The sequence below is a fragment of the Gammaproteobacteria bacterium genome, assembly GCA_035279405.1.
Taxonomy (GTDB): domain Bacteria; phylum Pseudomonadota; class Gammaproteobacteria; order Natronospirales; family REEB76; genus REEB76.
Genome location: DATEHU010000017.1, coordinates 241,363 through 261,072 on the forward strand (window position 1 = coordinate 241,363; position 19,710 = coordinate 261,072).

General features: G+C 64.1%; 18 protein-coding genes, 1 tRNA gene and 1 other RNA gene. 11 read left to right on the forward strand and 9 right to left on the reverse strand.

What is annotated here, in order from left to right; genetic code table 11:
* Positions 1-37: 37 nt before the first annotated feature.
* Entirely contained in the window at positions 38-1,870 is a 1,833-nt protein-coding gene (locus VJR90_02390) for a chloride channel protein (GenBank protein ID HKV96323.1), read from the reverse strand.
* Positions 1,871-1,977: 107 nt separating this feature from the next.
* Here VJR90_02390 and VJR90_02395 point away from each other — a divergent pair, with 107 nt between their 5' ends.
* Together VJR90_02395 and VJR90_02400 are read left to right on the forward strand one after the other, a co-directional pair.
* Positions 1,978-2,403, forward strand: coding sequence for a MarR family transcriptional regulator (locus VJR90_02395; protein ID HKV96324.1), 426 nt, complete (start codon positions 1,978-1,980; stop codon positions 2,401-2,403).
* A 121-nt stretch (positions 2,404-2,524) separates the two neighbouring features.
* The gene (locus VJR90_02400; protein HKV96325.1) at positions 2,525-3,247 is read left to right on the forward strand and encodes a 2OG-Fe(II) oxygenase family protein; all 723 of its coding nucleotides are present in this window, start codon (positions 2,525-2,527) and stop codon (positions 3,245-3,247) included.
* A 390-nt stretch (positions 3,248-3,637) separates the two neighbouring features.
* Here the strand turns inward: VJR90_02400 and VJR90_02405 are convergent.
* Both VJR90_02405 and VJR90_02410 read right to left on the reverse strand, forming a co-directional pair.
* Positions 3,638-3,714: transfer RNA gene (locus VJR90_02405), tRNA-Pro, on the reverse strand.
* Between the two features lie 177 nt (positions 3,715-3,891).
* Positions 3,892-4,902 carry a polyprenyl synthetase family protein gene (locus VJR90_02410; protein HKV96326.1) on the reverse strand — a complete coding sequence of 337 codons (1,011 nt, stop codon included), beginning with the start codon at positions 4,900-4,902 and terminating at the stop codon, positions 3,892-3,894.
* Between the two features lie 152 nt (positions 4,903-5,054).
* Between VJR90_02410 and rplU the strand changes: the two genes are divergently transcribed.
* From rplU to VJR90_02440, 6 genes are all read left to right on the forward strand, one after another.
* Entirely contained in the window at positions 5,055-5,372 is a 318-nt protein-coding gene (rplU, locus tag VJR90_02415; protein ID HKV96327.1) for a 50S ribosomal protein L21, read from the forward strand.
* An 18-nt stretch (positions 5,373-5,390) separates the two neighbouring features.
* Positions 5,391-5,648, forward strand: coding sequence for a 50S ribosomal protein L27 (gene rpmA / locus VJR90_02420; GenBank protein ID HKV96328.1), 258 nt, complete (start codon positions 5,391-5,393; stop codon positions 5,646-5,648).
* Between the two features lie 255 nt (positions 5,649-5,903).
* Positions 5,904-6,926 (forward strand): GTPase ObgE, encoded by a 1,023-nt coding sequence (obgE, locus tag VJR90_02425; GenBank protein ID HKV96329.1) that lies wholly within the window; start codon positions 5,904-5,906, stop codon positions 6,924-6,926.
* Between the two features lie 237 nt (positions 6,927-7,163).
* On the forward strand, positions 7,164-7,754 hold the full coding sequence (gene fabA, locus VJR90_02430; protein ID HKV96330.1) for a 3-hydroxyacyl-[acyl-carrier-protein] dehydratase FabA: 591 nt from the start codon (positions 7,164-7,166) through the stop codon (positions 7,752-7,754).
* Position 7,755: 1 nt separating this feature from the next.
* On the forward strand, positions 7,756-8,964 hold the full coding sequence (locus VJR90_02435) for a beta-ketoacyl synthase N-terminal-like domain-containing protein (GenBank protein ID HKV96331.1): 1,209 nt from the start codon (positions 7,756-7,758) through the stop codon (positions 8,962-8,964).
* A 51-nt stretch (positions 8,965-9,015) separates the two neighbouring features.
* A complete protein-coding gene (locus tag VJR90_02440; protein ID HKV96332.1) occupies positions 9,016-10,428 on the forward strand; it encodes an FAD-binding oxidoreductase in 1,413 nt (470 codons plus the stop codon).
* Between the two features lie 37 nt (positions 10,429-10,465).
* Here the strand turns inward: VJR90_02440 and VJR90_02445 are convergent, their stop codons facing one another.
* Entirely contained in the window at positions 10,466-11,302 is an 837-nt protein-coding gene (locus VJR90_02445; protein ID HKV96333.1) for a phosphosulfolactate synthase, read from the reverse strand.
* Complete coding sequence (locus VJR90_02450) at positions 11,283-12,725, reverse strand: MmgE/PrpD family protein (GenBank protein HKV96334.1); 1,443 nt, start codon at positions 12,723-12,725, stop codon at positions 11,283-11,285. Before VJR90_02450 ends, VJR90_02445 begins: the two co-directional genes overlap by 20 nt.
* 408 nt (positions 12,726-13,133) lie before the next feature.
* On the opposite strand from VJR90_02450, the gene VJR90_02455 reads away from it, so the two are divergent.
* Entirely contained in the window at positions 13,134-14,552 is a 1,419-nt protein-coding gene (locus VJR90_02455) for a nicotinate phosphoribosyltransferase (GenBank protein ID HKV96335.1), read from the forward strand.
* Positions 14,553-14,583: 31 nt separating this feature from the next.
* Here VJR90_02455 and VJR90_02460 read toward each other — a convergent pair whose 3' ends face one another.
* The 4 genes from VJR90_02460 to VJR90_02475 form a co-directional block, all read right to left on the reverse strand.
* Entirely contained in the window at positions 14,584-15,348 is a 765-nt protein-coding gene (locus tag VJR90_02460; protein HKV96336.1) for a 3-oxoacyl-ACP reductase, read from the reverse strand.
* Between the two features lie 129 nt (positions 15,349-15,477).
* A complete protein-coding gene (locus VJR90_02465; GenBank protein HKV96337.1) occupies positions 15,478-16,071 on the reverse strand; it encodes a phosphoheptose isomerase in 594 nt (197 codons plus the stop codon).
* Between the two features lie 164 nt (positions 16,072-16,235).
* Complete coding sequence (locus VJR90_02470) at positions 16,236-16,613, reverse strand: YraN family protein (protein HKV96338.1); 378 nt, start codon at positions 16,611-16,613, stop codon at positions 16,236-16,238.
* On the reverse strand, positions 16,610-18,520 hold the full coding sequence (locus VJR90_02475) for a penicillin-binding protein activator (GenBank protein HKV96339.1): 1,911 nt from the start codon (positions 18,518-18,520) through the stop codon (positions 16,610-16,612). The genes VJR90_02470 and VJR90_02475 overlap by 4 nt, the downstream gene beginning before the upstream one ends.
* A gap of 80 nt (positions 18,521-18,600) precedes the next feature.
* On the opposite strand from VJR90_02475, the gene rsmI reads away from it, so the two are divergent.
* Together rsmI and rnpB are read left to right on the forward strand one after the other, a co-directional pair.
* On the forward strand, positions 18,601-19,455 hold the full coding sequence (gene rsmI / locus VJR90_02480) for a 16S rRNA (cytidine(1402)-2'-O)-methyltransferase (GenBank protein HKV96340.1): 855 nt from the start codon (positions 18,601-18,603) through the stop codon (positions 19,453-19,455).
* Between the two features lie 54 nt (positions 19,456-19,509).
* Positions 19,510-19,710, forward strand: an RNA gene (rnpB, locus tag VJR90_02485) — RNase P RNA component class A; the annotation flags it as partial.

The window sequence follows — 19,710 nt, forward strand, 5'->3', positions numbered from 1 at the left end:
TGCCGATCGGCAACCACCGGCCGGCGTGCGTTGCGCGCTAAGAGGATTCGGCTTCGCCGGAAGTGCGGCGGCCGCGGCTCAGCCAGCCGTCCTCGGTCTCGGATTCCTCCTGCAAACGGCGTTCGCGGGCGTTGAGAATCAGCGTGCGTCCCACATAACCCACAAGCTTGTCCGGGGTGTCGCGGTCCACGACCAACAGCCGCCCGACGCCGTTGCGCAGCATCTTGTTGACGGCGGTGTGCAGCGTCTCGTCCGGATACGCAACGACCGGATGTGCGCTGCCGGCCTGCAGCAAGGTCATGGTCTGATCGGCGTGTTTTTCGATGGCACGGAAAACATCGGTACGCGTAATCATTCCTACCAGCCGGCCCTCGCCGTCGAGCAGCGGGTAACCGCTGTGCCCGATCACGCCCGGATCATGCGCGCCAATGCGCCGAGCAAGCTCGGAGACCAGCATGTCGGCACCGAGCGCGTGCGGATGACGATCCATGACGCTGGCGACCGCGACTTCGCGCAGCGGGTCCACCTCATACTCAAGGTGGATTTTCAGCCCGCGGCGCGACAGCCGCTCCGTCATGATGGATTCCTTGAGGTGAATATGTGCGATGCCGCTCGCCACCACGCACACCAGCATCAGCGGCAGTACGGATTCGTAGTTACGGGTGATTTCGAAGGCAAAAATGATGAGCGCGAAGGTGGCACGCGAAGCGGCGGCGAACACCGCCGCCATAGCGACGATGGCATACGCCGCCGGGTCGAGATGCGCGCCCGGAATGACGTGGTTGGCAACGATGGCAAAGGCCCCGCCCAAGGCCGCGCCGCCGGTGAACATGGGCGCCAGCAGGCCGCCGGAGGTGCCGGAGCCCAGCGATACCAGCAGCGCCAGGCTTTTGAACACCAGCAGCAGCAACAGCATGGACAGCGCCAGGTGATTGTTCAGGATGTCGGTAATCGTGCCGTAGCCAACGCCCAGCACGCGCGGCACAAAAAAGCCGATGATGCCGAGGCCCACGGCGCCGATGGCCGGCCACCACATCTCGTCAATCGGCAGCTTTTCGTACAAATCCTCGACCCAGTACAGGCCGCGGCACATGGCCACCGCCATGTAGCCGCACAGCACCGCCAGCACGATATAGAAGGGCAAGCCATTGATCATGTTGAAGTGCGCGGGGCCGACGCGGAACATCGGGCCGGGTCCGATGAGCACGATGTGCACGGTGGTGGCAAGCGTAGTGGCGATCACCAGCGGAATGAACGAGCGCGCGCGGAATTCGAACAGCAGCAGCTCAATGGCGAAAATCACGCCCGCGATCGGCGTCGAAAAGGTGGCGGCCATGCCGGCGCCGGCGCCGCAGGCGAGCAGCACTTTGCGTTCCGCCGCGGTCATGCGCAGCATCTGGCCGACCAGCGAACCCAGCGCGCCGCCGGTCTGGATGATCGGGCCTTCGGCGCCGAAGGGTCCGCCGGTGCCGATCACCAGAGCGGCGGACAGCGGTTTCAGGATGGCGACACGCGGCGCGATGCGGCTCTTGTTGGTGAGCACGGCTTCCATGGCTTCCGGAATGCCGTGGCCGCGGATCTTGCTGCTGCCGTACTTCGCCATGATGCCGACGATCAATCCGGCGACGGCGGGAATCACCAGCACCCAGACACCGAGCGTGTTGACGGTGATGTTCGGCAGCGCGGCTGAAAACCTGTGAAAGTAGGTAAAGTTGGTGATGAGCGCGATGACCACGAACAGGATGTACGCGGTCACACCGGCGGCCAGGCCGATGAGCGCCGCCAGCACCGACATGAGCAACAGACGAATTCCGCTGAAATGAGGTACAAACTGCCGTGCGCGTACGGCAACAGGCGTGCCCTGCGACATGCTGACTCCGGGTCGTAAAAATGAATTGCGGGGGTGCCAAAAGGCGCGGTATGATATATCGTATTACGATATAAAACAACGACAGTTATTGCCACACCGATACCCGCATGCACGAGAGCCCGGACCCACGCAAGGTCAGCGATGCCGACTTCGCCACGCTGGCGGAATTCCGCTCGGCGTTGCGCAAATTCCTGCGCACCAGCGAGGAAATCGCCCGCAGCCTGGGCCTGACTCCGCAACAGCATCAGGTGCTGCTGGCGATCCGGGGATTCCCGGGCGGAACCCCGCCCACCATCAGCCAGTTGGCGGCGCGCCTGCACGTGCGCCACAACAGCGTCGTGGGCCTCGTGAACCGTCTGGCGCGCCAGCGCCTGGTCAAACGCAGGAATTCGCTGGTGGATCACCGCCAGGTGCACGTGGTGCTGACCCCGCGCGGTTCAGCCATGCTCGACAAGTTGACGCAGACTCATCGCATCGAACTGCGGCGTATCGGCAGTGAAATTTCCCGTCTGTTGTCCGAGTTGACGCGCTGAGCGCGCCGTTCTTGCGGGCATCGGCTGGCGTGCCGCGCACGCCGCCAGTTGGCAAAACCGCGGAATTCCGACGCGTGCCATCGGCTATCATCTGCGCACCGGGCAGACTCAGGTACGGGCCATGCTGAATCCCAAGCTGGATGTGGCGCATTGGGCAAAGAATTTTGCCGTAGCGCGCCGCGTCCAGATTCAGGATGTATTGCTCCCGGAAGCAGCGGAACGGCTGTACGCATGCCTTGCCCACGAGGTGCCGTGGGGCATCGCGTTTACCGACGGCGTGCAGCCCAATTTCCTCAGTGCGCAGGAGGTTGCCGGATTCCGCCAGCAGGATTGGCTGGCTCTGGTCAACAAGGCACAGGCACGCGCCATCGGGGAACGCCAGTTCCGGTTCATCTACAACAGCTACAAGATGGTGGAGGCCTACAAGCAGCACCGTGATCCGGGGCTGATCCTGCATCATGTGCTGGAGTTCATCAATTCCGATGCGTTTCTGGGGTTGATGCGCGGGGTCACGGGCATCACGGATATCAATATGGCCCTGGCCCAGGCGACGCGCTATCTGCCCGGCCACTTTCTGACCGCGCACAACGACATCATTGACAAGGAAAACCGGCGCGTGGCCTATGTATTGAACCTGACCAAAGACTGGCGCGCGGACTGGGGCGGATTGCTGCAGTTCACCGACGGGCAAGAGCACGTGATCGCCACGTTCATGCCGACGTTCAATTCCCTGACGCTGTTCGAGGTTCCGATGTGGCACCACGTCAGCTATGTGAGCCCATTTGCTTCACAGGGCCGTTACGCGATCACCGGTTGGGGCATGGCGCGCGCCGCCGCCACTTAAGGCGGGACTCCCAACGGATTGGTCGGGGTGACAGGGCGCAGCCGGTGATTTAGACGGATGTCCGGTGGACATCCGTTCCGGCTGCGCGCCCGCACATGGGTGAGCCGGATGTAGGCGAAGCACAGCTTCGCGCCGGCGAACGGGCAGCCAGGGACGGCTGCCCTGGACTTCCGAGCGGAGCAGGATGCGCAGCTCGGAAGTGCGGGCCGGTAAGCGCATCAGGGATGACTCAGTGAGCGAGAAGCAGTGACGATTGGTCGGGGTGACAGGGCGCGGCGGGCGATTCAATTGAACAGCCGGTGGCGGTTCAATCCCGCCGTGCGCCACGCCATGGATGGCGTGGCCGGTAAGCGCACCAAGGAAGGTTCTGTGAACGGGAAGAGCACGGATTGGTCGGGGTGACAGGATTTGAACCTGCGGCCCCTTGGTCCCGAACCAAGTGCTCTACCAGGCTGAGCTACACCCCGCGAGGCCGCGTACTATAAAGCAAGGTCAGGGGCCCGGCAATCGCGCTCCCGCATGTCCGGGGAAAAGAATTAATCCGGTTATTGAGACGGGCCCACTGAGATGGGTTTCCCCGCCGCGCCTGCCGGGACCATCACCGCGTGTGACCTGCGTAAGGCCACTTTCCCCGGCCAGACTGGTCAGGTGCGCCGTTCCACCGAGAAATCCGCCAAGTCCACGAGTGCGGTCTTGTACACGGTTTCCGGCAGCAGTTCGAGGGCCGCGATCGCACGCTCGCGTTCCTGCTGGGCACGGCTCAGGGTGTATTCCAGTGCGGAGGTGCGCCTGAGGATGGCCAGGATGCCGCCCATGTCCGTGCTTTCGCCGGACTCAATCGCCGCGCATATGCGTTCGCGTTCGGCCTTGGTGCCGTGTTGCATGGCGTAGATCAGCGGCAACGTGGGCTTGCCTTCGGCGAGATCGTCGCCGTTGTTCTTGCCCATCTCGGCGGCGCTCGCGCTGTAGTCGAGCGCGTCATCAATCAACTGGAAGGCGCTGCCGAGGTGCAAGCCGTAGCGGCCGAGGGCCGCGGCCTGCGTTTCCGGCCGTCCGGTGATGATTGCGGCCAAGTGCGCGCCGGCCTGGAACAGGGTCGCGGTCTTGCGCCGGATCACCTGCAGGTAGCGCGCCTCGGTGGTCTCGGGATCGTGGGCGTTGAGCAACTGCATGACTTCGCCTTCCGCGATCAGGTTGGTGGCGTCGGCGAGGATGCGCATCACACGCATGTCATCGAGCGCCACCATCATCTGGAAGGCGCGCGAGTACAGGAAGTCACCCACCAGCACGCTGGCCTCGTTGCCCCAGATGGCGTTGGCGGTCTCGCGCCCGCGGCGCAGGCCGGAGGCGTCCACCACGTCGTCGTGCAGCAGCGTGGCGGTATGGATGAACTCGATGATGGCGGCGAGCTGCACATGACGCTGGTCGGCGACTTCGCAGGCGCGCGCCGCAAGCAGCACCAGCAATGGCCGCAGGCGCTTGCCGCCGCCGTTGATGATGTATTCGCCGAGCTGACTGATGAGCACCACGTCCGAGTGCAGCGCCTTGCGGATCAGGCTGTCGGTGGCGCGGAAATCCGCGTCCACCATGGCGCGCAGTGCCGCCAGTACCGGAGCCTGGCCGGCGGAGGTGACGGAATCGGGGGCTAGAACCATGAGCAGTATCGGGCTACGGCCGGAGCGGCACGTGCAGGCGATGCTAGGGGTGCCATGGTGGGGTGTCAAGGCGCGTACGCCCGGTTTGACCGCTATCGCCCAAGGCCGTAAAATTCGCGCCCTTTGACGGCATTTTGTGCTTTGGAGTTCCCATGTACGCGGTGATCGAGACCGGTGGCAAGCAATACCGGGTGAGCGAGGGCGACCTGATTCGCTGCGAGCAGCTTGCGGCCGAAGCCGGCGCCGCGGTGACCTTTGACCGCGTGCTCATGGTCGGGCGCGATCAGCAGGCGCCACTGCTGGGCACGCCGTACGTTGCCGGCGGCAAGGTTACCGGAACCGTCAAATCCCTGGGACGCGGCGACAAGATTTTTATTTTCAAGATGCGCCGCCGCAAAAATTACCGGCGCCGTGCCGGCCACCGGCAGCACTACACCGAAGTCCAGATCACCGGCATCCACGCCGGCTGAGCATCGAGGCACGTATCCATGGCACATAAGAAAGCTGGCGGCAGCACCCGTAACGGCCGCGACTCCGAGTCGAAACGCCTCGGCCTCAAACTCTATGGCGGCCAGGCGGTGAACGCCGGCGGCATCATCGTGCGCCAGCGCGGCACGCAGTTCCATGCCGGCGCGAACGTGGGCATGGGGCGTGACCACACGTTGTTTGCCAAAGCCAATGGCAAGGTGCAATTCTCACTCAAGGGCAGGCCGCAACACCGCATCGTGAGCGTGGTGGCGGATTGAGCTTCGCCCATTGCCCAGCAGCGCAGAAACCCCGGCTGGCCCGGGGTTTTTTGTCGCTGTTGGAAATTTTGGTACTGATATATTGTGGGAGCGGTCGTGACCGCCATGGATGGCGGAAATGCAGATTTTGCAGGAGCAAAAATCTGCCTCGACCGCGATATTGCTGGAATCGCGGCGAATATCGCCGCTCCCACAGGACCGTCGCTCCCACAATATTCTGAATCGCGGCTGCAGCCGCTCCTGGAATGGAAATCCGTGAAATTCATTGACGAAGCTACCATCAAGGTCATTGCCGGCAACGGTGGCAAGGGTGCGGTGAGTTTCCGCCGCGAGAAGTTCGTGCCTTTCGGCGGTCCGGACGGCGGCGACGGCGGCGACGGCGGCAGCGTGATCCTGGAGACACGCACCGGTTTGAACACGCTCGCCGATTTCCGCGCCACGCGCACCTTTGCAGCCGAGCACGGCGACAAGGGCATGGGCCGGGACATGACCGGCAAAAGCGGCGCGGATCTGGTGGTGCCGGTACCGGTGGGCACTCTTATATATGACGTGGACACCCATGAACTGCTGGGCGACCTGGTCACGGCCGGCGCCCAGATCAAGGTAGCGCAAGGCGGGTTCCACGGTCTGGGTAACGCGCGCTTCAAGAGCAGCGTCAACCGCGCACCGCGTCGCTCCACACCCGGGTCGCCCGGCGAGCGTCGCAACCTGCGCCTGGAACTCAAGTTGCTGGCCGACGTCGGATTGCTGGGCTTGCCGAACGCCGGGAAGTCCACGCTCATCCGTGCCGTCTCGGCGGCGCGCCCCAAGGTCGCGGACTATCCCTTCACCACGCTGTATCCCAATCTTGGCGTGGTGTCGGTCGGCGAGCACCGCAGCTTTGTGATGGCGGATGTTCCCGGTCTCATCGAGGGCGCAGCCGAAGGTGCCGGACTCGGTATCCGTTTTTTGAAGCACCTGCAGCGCACGCGCCTGCTGCTGCACTTGGTGGATGTCGCGACGCCGGCCGACGCAGCCGACCCGGTACGTGATGCACAGGCGATCATCGGGGAATTGCAGAAATTCAGTCCCGAGCTGGCGCAGCGCGAACGCTGGCTGGTGCTGAACAAGATTGACCTGCTGCCGCCAAGCGAGCGCGACGTGCGCTGCCGCGCGATTGAAGAAGGCCTGCATTGGCAGGGACCGGTATTCCGCATCTCCGGCCTGTCGGGCGAAGGCACGCGCGAACTGTGCGGGAAGATAATGAGCCGGCTCGAAGAAATGCACCACACGCCCTAGGTATGCAGTGTCCGGGCAGAAGGGGTGCACACGCACACTGCAACTGTTGTGCTCGGAGGAAGCCCGCACCCGGCAGGGCGCCGGCAGCAGGATTATTCGCTGACTCGACACGCCCGGGTCCATCGCGCATGATGTATGCGTGGTCATGGATGTGCTGCGGCCCCGGCGCTTGACCAGCAGATCTCGCTTGTAAGCCCGGTGCCGCGTAGCCAACTTCACATTGCGCAGGCGAGTGTTATGCAAATGCCGACCACCGAGTGGAAGCCCAATCCGCCGGGCCAGGCTCCAGCCGATCCCGCCGGACAAGGCAATCATTCCCGGTTGCATGCGTTCAGCCGTGAACAATTATTGGTATGCGGCCGTGGTGAACTGTTCGGCGCGGACAATGCGCGCCTGCCGGCGCCGCCGCTGCTCATGTTCGACAGGATCACGCACATCGCCAGCACCGGCGGCGCCTATAACAAAGGCGAGATCCGGGCAGAACTGGACATCCGCCCGGATCTGTGGTTTTTCGAGTGTCATTTTGCCGGCGACCCCGTAATGCCGGGCTGCCTCGGTCTGGATGCGATGTGGCAGCTCAGCGGTTTCTTTCTTCCCTGGCTCGGCGAACCCGGCCGCGGCCGGGCGCTCGGCGTAGGCGAGGTCAAGTTCACGGGACAGGTGCTCCCCAGCGCCAAGCTCGTACGCTACCAGATTGACGTACGGCGGGTGATGCACGGGAAATTGCCCATGGTGATCGCCGACGGCAGCACTTTTGTCGACGAGCGCCTGATCTATGTCGCCAAGGACATGCGCGTGGGATTGTTCCAGTCTGTCGAGGGCCTGTGAAATGAAGCGCGTGGTGGTGACCGGCATGGGCATCGTTTCCTGCCTGGGCAACGCGGCCGACACCGTCTCGCGCGCGCTGCGCGAGTTGCGTAGCGGCATTCGCGCGATGCCCGATTACGCCACGCGTGGCCTGCGCAGCCAGGTGGCGGGTGTTCCCGACATCGATCTGGATGCCGCCATCGAACGCAAGTGGAAACGCTTCATGGGTAACGCGGCGGCCTACGCCTACGTCGCCATGCGCTCGGCGATTGCCGATGCCGGTCTCGCGATGGAGCACATCCGCCATCCGCGGGTGGGCGTGATCGCCGGTTCCGGCGGCGGCTCGTCGCAGTGGCAGATCGAGACCGCCGATCTGCTGCGCAACAAGGGGCTGCGCAAGGTCGGGCCGTTCATGGTGCCGCGCACCATGTGTTCGACGGTATCCGCGACGCTGGCTAGCGCGTTCGGCATTCTCGGTCTGAGTTATTCGATATCCGCGGCCTGCGCGACTTCGGCACACTGCATCGGCGCGGCCGCCAATCTGATCCGCAGCGGCGCACAGGATTTGATGTTTGCCGGCGGCGGGGAGGAAGAGCACTGGAGCATGAGCGCCCAGTTCGACGCCATGGGTGCGCTAGCCGCCAGCCACAACGACCGGCCCGCTGCGGCCTCGCGCCCGTATGACGCCCAACGCGATGGCTTCGTCATCGCCGCGGGCGGCGGCATGCTGGTGCTGGAGGCTTACGAGCACGCGCGTGCGCGCGGTGCCGACATCCAGGCCGAACTTGTCGGCTATGGTGCCGCATCCGACGGTGCCGACATGGTGGTGCCGAGCGGCGATGGCGCGGTGCGCTGCATGCAGATGGCGCTTGCCGATGCCGGGCGTCCGGTGGATTACCTCAACACCCACGGTACCAGCACGCCGCTGGGAGATATCGCCGAACTCGACGCCGTGCGCGAGGTGTTCGGCGCCGACGTGCCGCCGTTATCATCGACCAAGGCACTGACCGGTCATTCGCTCGGCGCGGCCAGTGTGCATGAGGCGATCTACAGCCTGTTGATGATGCGCGACGGTTTCATGGCCGGTTCGGCGAACATCGAAACTCTCGATCCGCGTGCCGAGGGCTTTCCGATTCTGCGTGAGAGCCGCGCTGCAAAACTGGCCACCGTGATGTCGAACAGTTTCGGATTCGGTGGCACCAATGCCAGTCTGGTGTTTGCCGCAGTCTGATGGCCGGCGCCTGATCCAGTTGCTGGTTGTCGAATGCGAGATTCCCGGGTCATGAACCATCTGGATGCGCTGCGGGCCACCGTGGGTGCCGCGCAGGTGCTGACAGGCACGGACGCGCAAGCCTACGCGGTGGATTGGCGCGAGCGCTATCGCGGGACACCGCTGGCCGTGGTGCGACCTGCTTCCACTGAAGAAGTCGCCGCAGTCGTGCGCCAGTGCGCGCAGGCGCGTATCCCCGTGGTTCCGCAAGGCGGAAATACCGGGCTGTGCGGCGGCGCCACGCCGGATGGTTCGGGTCGCGCGCTAATCCTGTCGCTGCAACGCCTGAACCGGATTCGTGGTATCGACACCGACAACGACACCATGCAGGTCGAGGCGGGGTGCATTCTGCAATCGGTGCAGCAGGCCGCGCGCGACGCCGGCCGCTTGTTTCCGCTGAGCCTCGCCGCCGAGGGCAGTTGCACGATCGGCGGCAACCTGGCGACGAATGCCGGCGGTACGCAGGTATTGCGCTACGGCAACATGCGCGAACTGACCTTGGGGCTGGAGGTGGTGACGGCGCAAGGCGATGTCTGGCACGGCCTGCGCGGATTGCGCAAGGACAACACCGGCTACGAACTGCGTGACCTGTTCATCGGCAGCGAAGGCACGCTGGGCGTGATGACCGCGGCCACACTCAAGCTGTATCCGCTACCGGTGGCGCAGTGCACGGCGCTGCTGGCGCTCGATTCAATCGAGAGTGCGGTGGCCCTGCTGGCGCGCGCGCGCGCCGGCCTGGGAGCCGCGCTCACCGGCTTCGAGCTGATGGCGGGTTATTGCCTGCAGCAGGTGGTGCGCTGTTTTCCGCAGCAGCATCTGCCCTTCGACGGACCCTCGGCCAGCCATCCCTGGTACGCGCTGCTGGAATTGTCGGACAGCGAGTCCGAGGCCCATGCGCGCGCGCGCTTTGAAGCCGTGGTGGGCGGGGCGATTGAGGCCGGCTGCGTGCAGGACGCCGTCATCGCGGAATCGATCGCGCAAAGCCATGCGCTCTGGCATCTGCGCGAAAGCATCCCGTTGGCGGAGAAGGAATCCGGCAAGAGCATCAAGCACGATATATCGGTTCCGGTGTCACGCATGGCGGATTTCGTGCGTACCACGAATGCTGCGCTGGACGAGGCGTTCCCCGGCATTCAGCACGTGATCTTCGGACATCTGGGCGACGGCAATCTGCACTACAACGTGGCGTGCGGCGCGGATTGGACCGAGGAGCGGTTGCTTGCGCGCCAGAATGAAATCTCGGCGCTGGTGCACGACCGGGTGCACAAAGTGGGCGGGTCAATCAGCGCGGAACACGGTATCGGCCAGCTCAAGCGCGATGTGCTGCCGCACTACAAGGATGCGGTGGAAATGGCGCTCATGCACCGCATCAAGGCGGCACTCGATCCGCAGGGGATCATGAATCCCGGGAAGCTGCTGGCTTAACGCCGAGCTGGACTCGCGCGCAGGCGCGCCGCGCAAGTTACCTGTGGCTCGCGCGCGGCGCCGGATTCGCGATCCGGCCCCAGGTGGACTTGTTGCCCCAGATATTCTGGCGCAGTCCTTCGAGCTGCAGGATCTGCGAATGATCGCAGAACAGGTTGACCTCGTTGCCGTAGTTCTTGATGTACCACTCAAACACCGGCGGATCGGCCGCCTCGAACATCACGTGCTCGGCGCCCACACCGTTGATGACCGCGGCTGCGGGCGCGGTATTCCACTTCACGACATTCTCGGTGATGCCTTCGGATTCGATCATGACGATGTCGGCACCGGCCTCGAGCACGCGTTTCACGCGGTTGACGAGATCGCCGGTGTCCTTCTTGTCTTCGGCTGCGAGCTCGGCCTCGGAGGAATCACCGCCCGAGCCGAACTGGATGCCCAGTTCGGGCTTGGCCTTGAATCCCGCTTTCTTGACCTGTTCGATCAGGCGCAGCATGCCGCTGGTGGGCATGGTGAGGAACCCCGCGGAAATCTCGATGACGTCGAAGCCAACCTCTCTGGCCTCCTTGAGATATTTTTCGACCGCCTCCGGGCCGTAGCGCAGGACGGTTTCGATCCAGCCGCCCGAGGACACGTACGCGTCGTACTTGTGGGCGAGATCGCTGAACGCACGCACCTGCTCGCGCGGCACCAGCGAGAAGGAGCCTCCCGCCCACTTGATGCCGTCCACCCATTGTCCGGCCACTTCCAGCACATCCGCGAGGTGACGGGTGCCGAAGGTCGAATAGTAGGGTGCGCGAATCTCGGTGAGGCCGATCTTGCGCGGTTTCTCGGGACGATACGCACGTGGAATAAAATCAAAACTGGTGTTGAACATGGTTGCTCTCCTTGTGTGAAGCAGGCAGTGAATCAGCCTGCGTCGTCGAATTCAGCCGCTCCCGCGGTATCTCGGCCAGCAGTGCGGTCAGATCCCGCACGCCGTGGCTTTCCAGCTGCTCCACGCTGTGTGCAATCCGGTCGCACAGGCGGCTGCCGGTAAAAGGCGTCGCAAGCTTCGAGAATTTTTCCACGGCCGCGGCCCAATCGAATGGATTGGTGTGGAACCCGTGATAGCTTGCGGCAGTCGCCGCCAGTGTGGTGCCGTCGTCGAACTCCACCTCGACGGAACTCGGCATTTCGGCGGGAAAGCGTTTTGAGTAATCCGCATCCGGCAACACCGTCACCTTCTTCAGCAGCGCCTGGATATCGCCGCGCACGATTCGCTGTGCTGCGTATTGGGCGGGTTGTACTTCGCCGTCCAGCAAGGCGGCCGCCACCATGTATGGCAGCGAGTGATCCGCTTCCTCTTTGGTGCGGATTGCGTGCTTGTCGCCTTCCTCGCCGCCGCCGATGATGTCGTAGGCGACCTGAAAGGTTTTGACGCGCACGCTGCGTATCCGGTCGGCGTTGAATCTGACCTGGCGCCGGACCGCGATGGCCGCCTCGAGGGAGGATTGCGAATGAATCTCGGCGTTGTGCTTCTTGATGATGGTGCGCAGCACGCTTTCCAGATCCTCATGCGCCCAATCCATGGAGAAATCTCCCGCGATGGTTTGCTTGAATCCCTTGTTGCCTTCGAAGACCTGGGCCGGCCCGGTAATGCCGGCGCGCGCAAGCAGCGCGGCAAACGTGCCTTCCTTGCCGACTTCGGGATAGGCGAGACCTTTCCAGTTGGACAGGTCACCGGTGCGTGTGACGCGCAAGGCATTGTTCGCGGTACCGGAAATGGCCACCGCATTGGCGATCTGGGCGGGCGAGAGGCGCAGCGCTTTGGCGCTGGCCGCGGCTACCGCGTACGCGCCCTGTACGGTGTGATCGAAGCCGTGAGCCCTGACCGGGGCCACATCGGACAATCTGGTTTGCACCTGATAGGCGATCGCGACGGCTGTGAGAAAATCCTTGCCGCTCGCGTTCGCGCTTTCGGCGGCGGCCAGCACCGCACCGATGTTGTCCGACGGATGGCAGGTTTCTCCGGGTGCGAGATAGCTGTCCATGTAATCGAGATAACGACTCAAGGCGATGTTGTGGAACGCCGCACGATCCACCGCGGTGCGTCCGCCGCCGATGAGCGTGGCCTGCGGGTTCCCGCCCAGGGATTCGGTGAGCCTGCGGATCGCGACCATCGGGGCCGCATCCAGGGCGGCGATCGCGACACCCAGTGTGTCCAAAACGCGGATCTTGAGTTGCTTGACCGCAGCTTGGCTGACGCGGCGGAAATCGGCCGCGTGCACGAACTCGGCAAGTTTTTGTACTTCAGTCATGACGGGCTGTGGATGCCATTGGCACCCCCTCCGTATCCGGTTCAGGTGGGGGCGGTTGGCGCTCAAATCAAGTATTTCCCGGGGAATCGCGCACCCCATGCGGCCGGAATCGCCTTTTGGCCGTCACAAATATGGGTTTTTATCCGGACTTGGCCGGTGTGATTCGCAGGCCCGATGTCTGATTAATCAGGCGATTTTCGCGTGGTGGGGGCGGCTGCGTTTGTACACAGGCTTACCGGCGCCGCAAGCGGCGAGTACGCAACCGGTTTGCGGGATCGCGTTCCGGCAGGGAGGAAAATGCCTGACGCGCATCCGGCGTTGTCGATTCCACGCATATTCTTCGGTAAGCCGACCTGCGCCACAGACAGAGAGTGCATGCGGATGGCACCCGCGGTATCGTGTGTTTGCATGCACGTCACCGCCAACCTGATTCTCAACACCGACAGCTACAAGGCGAGCCACTGGCTGCAGTATCCGCCGGGAGTGGACGCGACGTTCTTTTACCTGGAGAGTCGCGGCGGCGTGTACGAGCGCACGCTGTTTTTCGGCCTGCAGTCGATCCTCAAGGAATACCTTACCCGGCCGGTGACGACGCCGATGATCGAGGAGGCGCAGGAGTTTTTCGCCGCACATGGCGAGCCGTTCAACGCGGCGGGTTGGCGGCACATCGTGGTGGCGCACGGCGGGAAACTGCCGTTGCGCATCCGCGCCGTGCCGGAGGGCACGCTGGTGCCCACGCACCAGGCGCTGATGACGATCGAAAGCACCGATCCCGCATGTTTCTGGTTGCCGTCCTACGTTGAAACCCTGCTGATGCGTGTGTGGTACCCGGTGACGGTCGCGACCGTAAGTTGGCACGTCCGGCAGACGATCCGGGAATATCTCGACAAAACCAGCGACGATCCAGCCGCGCAACTTGCGTTCAAGCTCCACGACTTCGGCGCGCGCGGTGTGTCAAGCGCGGAATCGGCGGCGCTCGGCGGCATGGCGCACCTCGTCAACTTCCGTGGCAGCGACACGATTCTCGGCGTACTGGCGGCGCGTGCATATTATGGCGAGCCCATGGCGGGCTACTCGATTCCCGCAGCCGAGCACAGCACCATTACCGCCTGGGGCCGGGACCGCGAGCTGGAAGCCTACCGCAACATGCTGCGCCAGTTCGCCAAACCCGGCAGCGTGCTCGCCTGCGTGTCCGACAGCTACGATGTGTTCCACGCAGTCGAAGCCATGTGGGGCGGCGCGTTGCGCCAGGAGGTCATCGCGAGCGGTGCGACGCTCGTGGTACGGCCCGACTCGGGTGACCCGGCCGACATTGTCCATCAGACGCTCAGGCTGCTGAATGCGGCGTTCGGCAGCACGCTGAACCGCAAGGGCTACCGCGTGCTGAATCACGTGCGCGTGATCCAGGGCGACGGTGTGAATCCCGATTCGATCCGCGCGATCCTGGAGCGCATCACGCACGCGCGTTACTCCGCCGACAACATCGCGTTCGGGATGGGCGGTGCGCTCCTGCAGAAAATGAACCGCGACACCCAGAAGTTTGCGCTCAAGTGTTCCGCCGTGCGCATCAACGGCATTTGGACGGACGTATTCAAGGATCCGGTTACCGACCATTCCAAGGCGTCCAAACGCGGGCGTCTCACGCTGGTGCGCCACCGCGAGCATGGCACCTTCAAAACCGTGGCGTTGCCGCACGGCGCAATTGCCGCCGACGCGTTGGTGCCCGATCCCGCCTGGGAAGACGCGATGACTACGGTATGGGAGAACGGAACGCTGCTCCGCGACTGGACGTTTGCGGAAGTGCGTGCACGCAGTGCGCAGCGTTGACAACGCGATCCGCGCCCGCGGATAACCCCTGTCAGTTCTTGACCAGCCCGCCGTCCACGATCAGGTTCTGGCCGGTTACCGCACGTGCCCAGGGTGAGGCGAAGAACAGCACGGCATCGGCGAATTCCTCCGGTGTGGTGACGCGCCGCAGCGGGGTGCCGGCGGCAATCGTGTCGAACACCGCTGGCGGCGTGGCCCGGCTGGCATCGGTGGTGCGCAGCAGGCCGCCCGAAACCATGTTCACCGTGATGCCGTCTGGGCCGAGATCCGCCGCCAGCGTGCGGGTGAGCGACAGCAACGCGGCCTTGGCGGCGGTGTAATCGTGATAAGGCACTACGGGGTTCTGGAACAGGTTGCTGCCGATGTTGATGATGCGCCCGTAATGCCGCGCACGCATGGCCGGCGCCGCGGCTTGCGTGGTATTGAGCGCACCGCCGATCGCACCCTGCAGTTGCGCGGCAAAAGCATCCCATTTGATCTCGAGCGCCTTGGCGCGCGCCTCGCCGTTGAACGCATAATCGGGCAGCGCGTTGTTGACCACCGTGGTCACGGGCTGGCCGAAATGCCGCTCGGCGGCTTGGAACATCGCCCCGACCTGATCGGACTGGGTGACGTCTGCGGCCAAAGCCAGTGCCTGTTTCGGACCGAATTTGGCCGCGAGCGCTTCCGCGGGCTCGCGGCTGCGCAGATAGTTCACCACGATGCGCGCGCCCTCAGCGGCGAACGCCCTGGCAATGGCCAGACCCAAGCCGCGGCCGCCTCCGGTGACCAGCACGATTTGCTGTTTCAATTCCATGGAAATTGCGCCGACCCCTGCTGCGTGTCGATTGACAAGGCACTCTAGCGCAAGGGAGCGTCAAGGAAATTGATGCAAATCAATGCATGCACGCGTGTGCCTCCCTGCTGCGCGCGTTGCGGACCGATGTCAGGCGCGCGCGCCGAAGAGCTGCGCGTCAATCAGATCGCAGAGGCAGTGAAGCGCGAGGAGGTGCACTTCCTGGATGCGCGCGGTGACTTTTGCGGGCACGCGAATCTCGACGTCCGGCGCTTGCAGCAGCGACGCCATCTTGCCGCCGTCGCGGCCGGTGAGCGCCACGATATGCACGTTTTTCTCACGTGCCACCTGCATGGCGCGCACCACGTTCGGCGAATTGCCGCTGGTGGAGATCGCCAGCAGCACGTCGCCCTGCTGGCCGAGCGCGCGCAGCTGCTTGGCGAATACCTCGTCATAGTGGTAATCGTTGGCAATCGAGGTCAGCGTCGAGGTGTCCGTGGTGAGAGCAATACCGGCGAGTGGTGCGCGCTCGCGCTCGAAGCGATTGAGGAGTTCCGCGGAAAAGTGCTGGGCATCGGCCGCCGAGCCGCCGTTGCCGCAACTCATGATCTTGTGGCCCTGCTTCAGTGCCACGGCCATGAGCTGGCCGCCGGTAACGATGGCCGGCACGAGTATCTTGAGCGCCGCCTGCTTGGTGGCGATGCTGTCGGTGAAGAGCTGGGTAACACGGGCATTCAGGTCCACGAAGTGTGTTCTCCTGTTTGAAGCCAAGGACAGGCATGAGAAGAGCTGTCAAGACCAAATCCTCCCGCGCGCGCAGCGCGCGCCCCCCTTTCGTACCGGGGAGTGAAGGGAGATTTTATATGCTGGCTGGAGTGCAGATGCATCATTTTGACAATGACCGTATGTCAGAAATCAGCACGGAAGGCGTCCTTGATCCATTCGGTTTGCGCTGCGCCGTGGGCGTCTTCGGTCACGGCGATTACATCGAAGCGCAGCGGCCGGCGGCGATAGTGGGCGTCTTGGCGTAAAAAGTGCTGCGCCGCACGCAGCAGTTTGTCCTGTTTGCGCGTGGTTACGGTTTCCGCGGCGCTGCCGAAACCCCGGTCGCGGCGGTAACGTACCTCCACTATCACCAGGGCTTCACCATCGGCCATCACCAAGTCCAGTTCGCCCTGTGGGCAGCGGTAATTGCGCACCAGCAGCTTGAGACCGGCATGGCGCAGCAATTCCAGAGCCTGATCCTCGGCACGTTGGCCCGCAGCCAGATGCGGCGCGAGATTCACGGAGACGGACCGGGCGCGGCCACGATCGGCGCCGTCGGCGCCGCCAGCGGTGTCAGCAACTGTGGCATGCCGTTGATGAACGTCGCCCAATCCAGTTGGCGGTGAATGCGGCCGTCGGGCGTCATGCTCAACAGGCCGGTCATGCCCTGTACGGAAATGTTGAACGCGTGACCCTGGTAGAGCAGCGGAATGAGCCGCCAGGCGTCGAAGCCCAGTGCGTACAGGCGGCTGTTGCTCGAGAAATTGTTCGGCCACAAGGACGTCACGGTGGCGCGGGTGGTGGCGGCGGCGCCACTGGTCTCCAGCGTCCAAGGCATGTCATCGAAGGTAATGCCGTCGAGGTCATCGTCGGCCGGAGCGTCCGGCTGGTAAACCTGCGACGTGGCATACACCGGCACGTTGATGGCGTGGAAAAACCGCAATTGCGGCCGGATGAGCCTGGCGTCACTGGCGTTCGCCGCCAGAAAAATGAACTGGATGTCCTGGCGCCGCCGCGGCTCGAATTGCAGGCTGGTGCCGAGAAATGCCGCCAGCTGTTCTTCGCGGTACTGGCTGTCGTTCAGATTCAGCAGGCGCGTGATGGGCACGGAATAATCGTTCGCGCCCGGCGTATAGGTCTGCGTACCCAACAAGTTGCCACCCAGCTGGGTAAAGCGCGTGGCAAATGCGTTCAGCACGCGCGTGCCCCAATCGCCCTGTGGCACCAGCGCCAAGCCGCGCGTCAGGTTTTCGGCGCTCACGCGATTGGCAACCTGTGTGGCCTCGTCCTCGGGTGGCAAGCCGAACTGGAACAGTCCCGCGGGCGATGCCTGGTTAGCGTCGAGCGTATTGAGCGCCAGCACCGGTACCGGCAGCGCGCCCAGCGCGGCAATGCCGCTTACGCTGTTCTTGATCAATGGCCCGACCACCATGTCCGCGCCCGCAGCTACTGCTTGCCGATAAGCCGCCTGCGCGCTGGCTGCGGTTGCGCCGGCGTCATACAGCGTGACCGCCGGTGCGCTGCCGTTGCCGGCCAGCTGGAAATAGGCGGCAAACAGGCCGTCGCGCACCGCATCGGCGACTGATTGATACGCGCCCGACAGCGGCAGCAGCAGCGCAATGCGCGCGGGGTAGGTCACCAGCGCCTGCTGCTTGGCGATCAGCTCGGGAACGATATCCAGTTCCGCGGGATGATTGGGGAACTGCACCTGCCAGGCCTGGAGCTGCTGCAACATATTGCGCGGTTGCTGCCAGATATTGCGCGTGAGGTTGCCGAGCACCAGCCAGCCGCGCGCGGTCTGGGAAATTCCCGGTGGCAGCGCCTGCATATTGAACGAGGCATGGCTCTGGAAGATGAGCTGCCAGATGCGCTGATGATTGTCATGGATGGCGGCAGGATTGCCGGCCAGATAATTTTCCCGTGCGCTCAGGTCCTCAACGGCGCCCAGCGTATTGCCGAGCGCGGCTTCGACTTGTGCGCGCAGCAACAGGGTACGTGCCTTGAGCTCGTCGGGGAGTGCCGTCAACGGAAACTGCAGATGCTTGAGAGCCACTTGTGGCTGGCGTGCGGCAAAATCCATTTGCGCCTTGAGCAATTCGGCGCGCGCGTTCAGACCTGGAGTGAGAAAGGCCGGCTGCACCTCGCCGAGAAGTTTCCACGCCTTCTGTCCCTGAGAGGCTTGCCACCATGCTTCCGCCGCGCTGACCAGATACTCGTCACGCGCCTGCGCCTGCGCGCCCGCGGCCAGTGACTCATAAAGCTGGGCGGCGGCCGCATAGTTTCCCTGCTGGAGCAACTGCTGCGCCTGTGCGGCGCGGCCCTGGGGTACGGGCTGTGGCGGCGTGACCGCGCAGCCTGCGAGCAGACCGAGCAACACGACTGCCAGGCCGTAGCGCCGCAGTCGCGCGCGAGGGAGATCGCCTTGCATGAATTTCGGTTTCCAGTGCAGGATGGACCTGCGCTCATCATACCTGCAGCAACGGCTGGCGGGAAAACCGGGGAACGGAAATGGCAAAACACGGCGCCGGCGTGCTTTATGTAGTGGCCACGCCCATCGGCAATCTCGAAGATCTTTCGCCGCGCGCGCAGCGGGTCATGGCTGAGGTGCAGTTGATTGCCGCCGAAGACACGCGCCATACACGCGCGCTGCTCGCGCATTTCGGTCTGCGCACGCCGCTGCTGCCGCTGCACGATCACAACGAGACCGAGTGCACGCCGCGTGTACTGGCCAGGCTGCTCGCAGGCGAGTCCGTGGCGTTGGTGTCGGATGCCGGTACGCCGCTCATCAGCGACCCGGGATTCACTCTGGTGCGCGCCGCGCGTGCCGCGGGCGTGACCGTGAGCCCCATCCCCGGACCGAGCGCCCTGATAGCCGCGCTGTCGGTGAGCGGCCTGCCCACCGACCGCTTTGCCTTTGAGGGGTTCTTGCCGGCTAGGGCGGCCGCGCGTCGCGCTCGGCTTACCGAACTGGCGGCCGAAGCCCGCACCCTGGTGTTTTATGAAGCAGTGCACCGCCTGCGGGATTCACTCACGGACATGGCGCAAACCCTGGGCGCGGAGCGCGACGCCGTAGTTGCGCGCGAGCTCACGAAACTGCACGAGACGGTGAGCAGCGGAACGCTGATGGAACTCGCCACGCAACTGGCTGCGGAGGCCGAAGCGCCCAAAGGCGAAGCCGTGGTCCTGGTCGCCGCTAGCGTACCGGCGCAATCCGGGACGTCGGACATCGAGGCGGAACGGGTGCTACGCATTCTGTTGGAAGAGTTGCCTATCAAGCAGGCGGTGGATATTGCGGCACGCATCAGCGGCGTGCGGAGAAACCCGCTGTACGCCAAGGCCCTGGAAATCGCCGGACGCAAGTAATCCCGGTATTCCCGGAGGAGCAATACGCCTGCGTCGCTCCGGTATAATGAGTGCGGAGCTGGCCGGGCAGCCGCTGCGTTTACGCGCAGAGGAAAGTCCGGGCTCCACAGGACAGGATGCCAGGTAACGCCTGGGGGGCGCGAGCCCACGGACAGTGCCACAGAAAACACACCGCCGATGGCCGCAAGGCACAGGCAAGGGTGAAAAGGTGCGGTAAGAGCGCACCGCGCGACGGGCAACCGTTCGCGGCACGGA

Excerpts from the sequence above, each read along its gene's own strand:
- VJR90_02390 (HKV96323.1), bottom strand. The coding sequence starts at position 1,870 with ATGTCGCAGGGCACGCCTGTTGCCGTACGCGCACGGCAGTTTGTACCT.
- VJR90_02395 (HKV96324.1), top strand. The coding sequence starts at position 1,978 with ATGCACGAGAGCCCGGACCCACGCAAGGTCAGCGATGCCGACTTCGCC.
- VJR90_02400 (HKV96325.1), top strand. The coding sequence starts at position 2,525 with ATGCTGAATCCCAAGCTGGATGTGGCGCATTGGGCAAAGAATTTTGCC.
- VJR90_02410 (HKV96326.1), bottom strand. The coding sequence starts at position 4,902 with ATGGTTCTAGCCCCCGATTCCGTCACCTCCGCCGGCCAGGCTCCGGTA.
- rplU (HKV96327.1), top strand. The coding sequence starts at position 5,055 with ATGTACGCGGTGATCGAGACCGGTGGCAAGCAATACCGGGTGAGCGAG.
- rpmA (HKV96328.1), top strand. The coding sequence starts at position 5,391 with ATGGCACATAAGAAAGCTGGCGGCAGCACCCGTAACGGCCGCGACTCC.
- fabA (HKV96330.1), top strand. The coding sequence starts at position 7,164 with ATGCAAATGCCGACCACCGAGTGGAAGCCCAATCCGCCGGGCCAGGCT.
- VJR90_02435 (HKV96331.1), top strand. The coding sequence starts at position 7,756 with ATGAAGCGCGTGGTGGTGACCGGCATGGGCATCGTTTCCTGCCTGGGC.
- VJR90_02440 (HKV96332.1), top strand. The coding sequence starts at position 9,016 with ATGAACCATCTGGATGCGCTGCGGGCCACCGTGGGTGCCGCGCAGGTG.
- VJR90_02445 (HKV96333.1), bottom strand. The coding sequence starts at position 11,302 with ATGTTCAACACCAGTTTTGATTTTATTCCACGTGCGTATCGTCCCGAG.
- VJR90_02450 (HKV96334.1), bottom strand. The coding sequence starts at position 12,725 with ATGACTGAAGTACAAAAACTTGCCGAGTTCGTGCACGCGGCCGATTTC.
- VJR90_02455 (HKV96335.1), top strand. The coding sequence starts at position 13,134 with ATGCACGTCACCGCCAACCTGATTCTCAACACCGACAGCTACAAGGCG.
- VJR90_02460 (HKV96336.1), bottom strand. The coding sequence starts at position 15,348 with ATGGAATTGAAACAGCAAATCGTGCTGGTCACCGGAGGCGGCCGCGGC.
- VJR90_02475 (HKV96339.1), bottom strand. The coding sequence starts at position 18,520 with ATGCAAGGCGATCTCCCTCGCGCGCGACTGCGGCGCTACGGCCTGGCA.
- rsmI (HKV96340.1), top strand. The coding sequence starts at position 18,601 with ATGGCAAAACACGGCGCCGGCGTGCTTTATGTAGTGGCCACGCCCATC.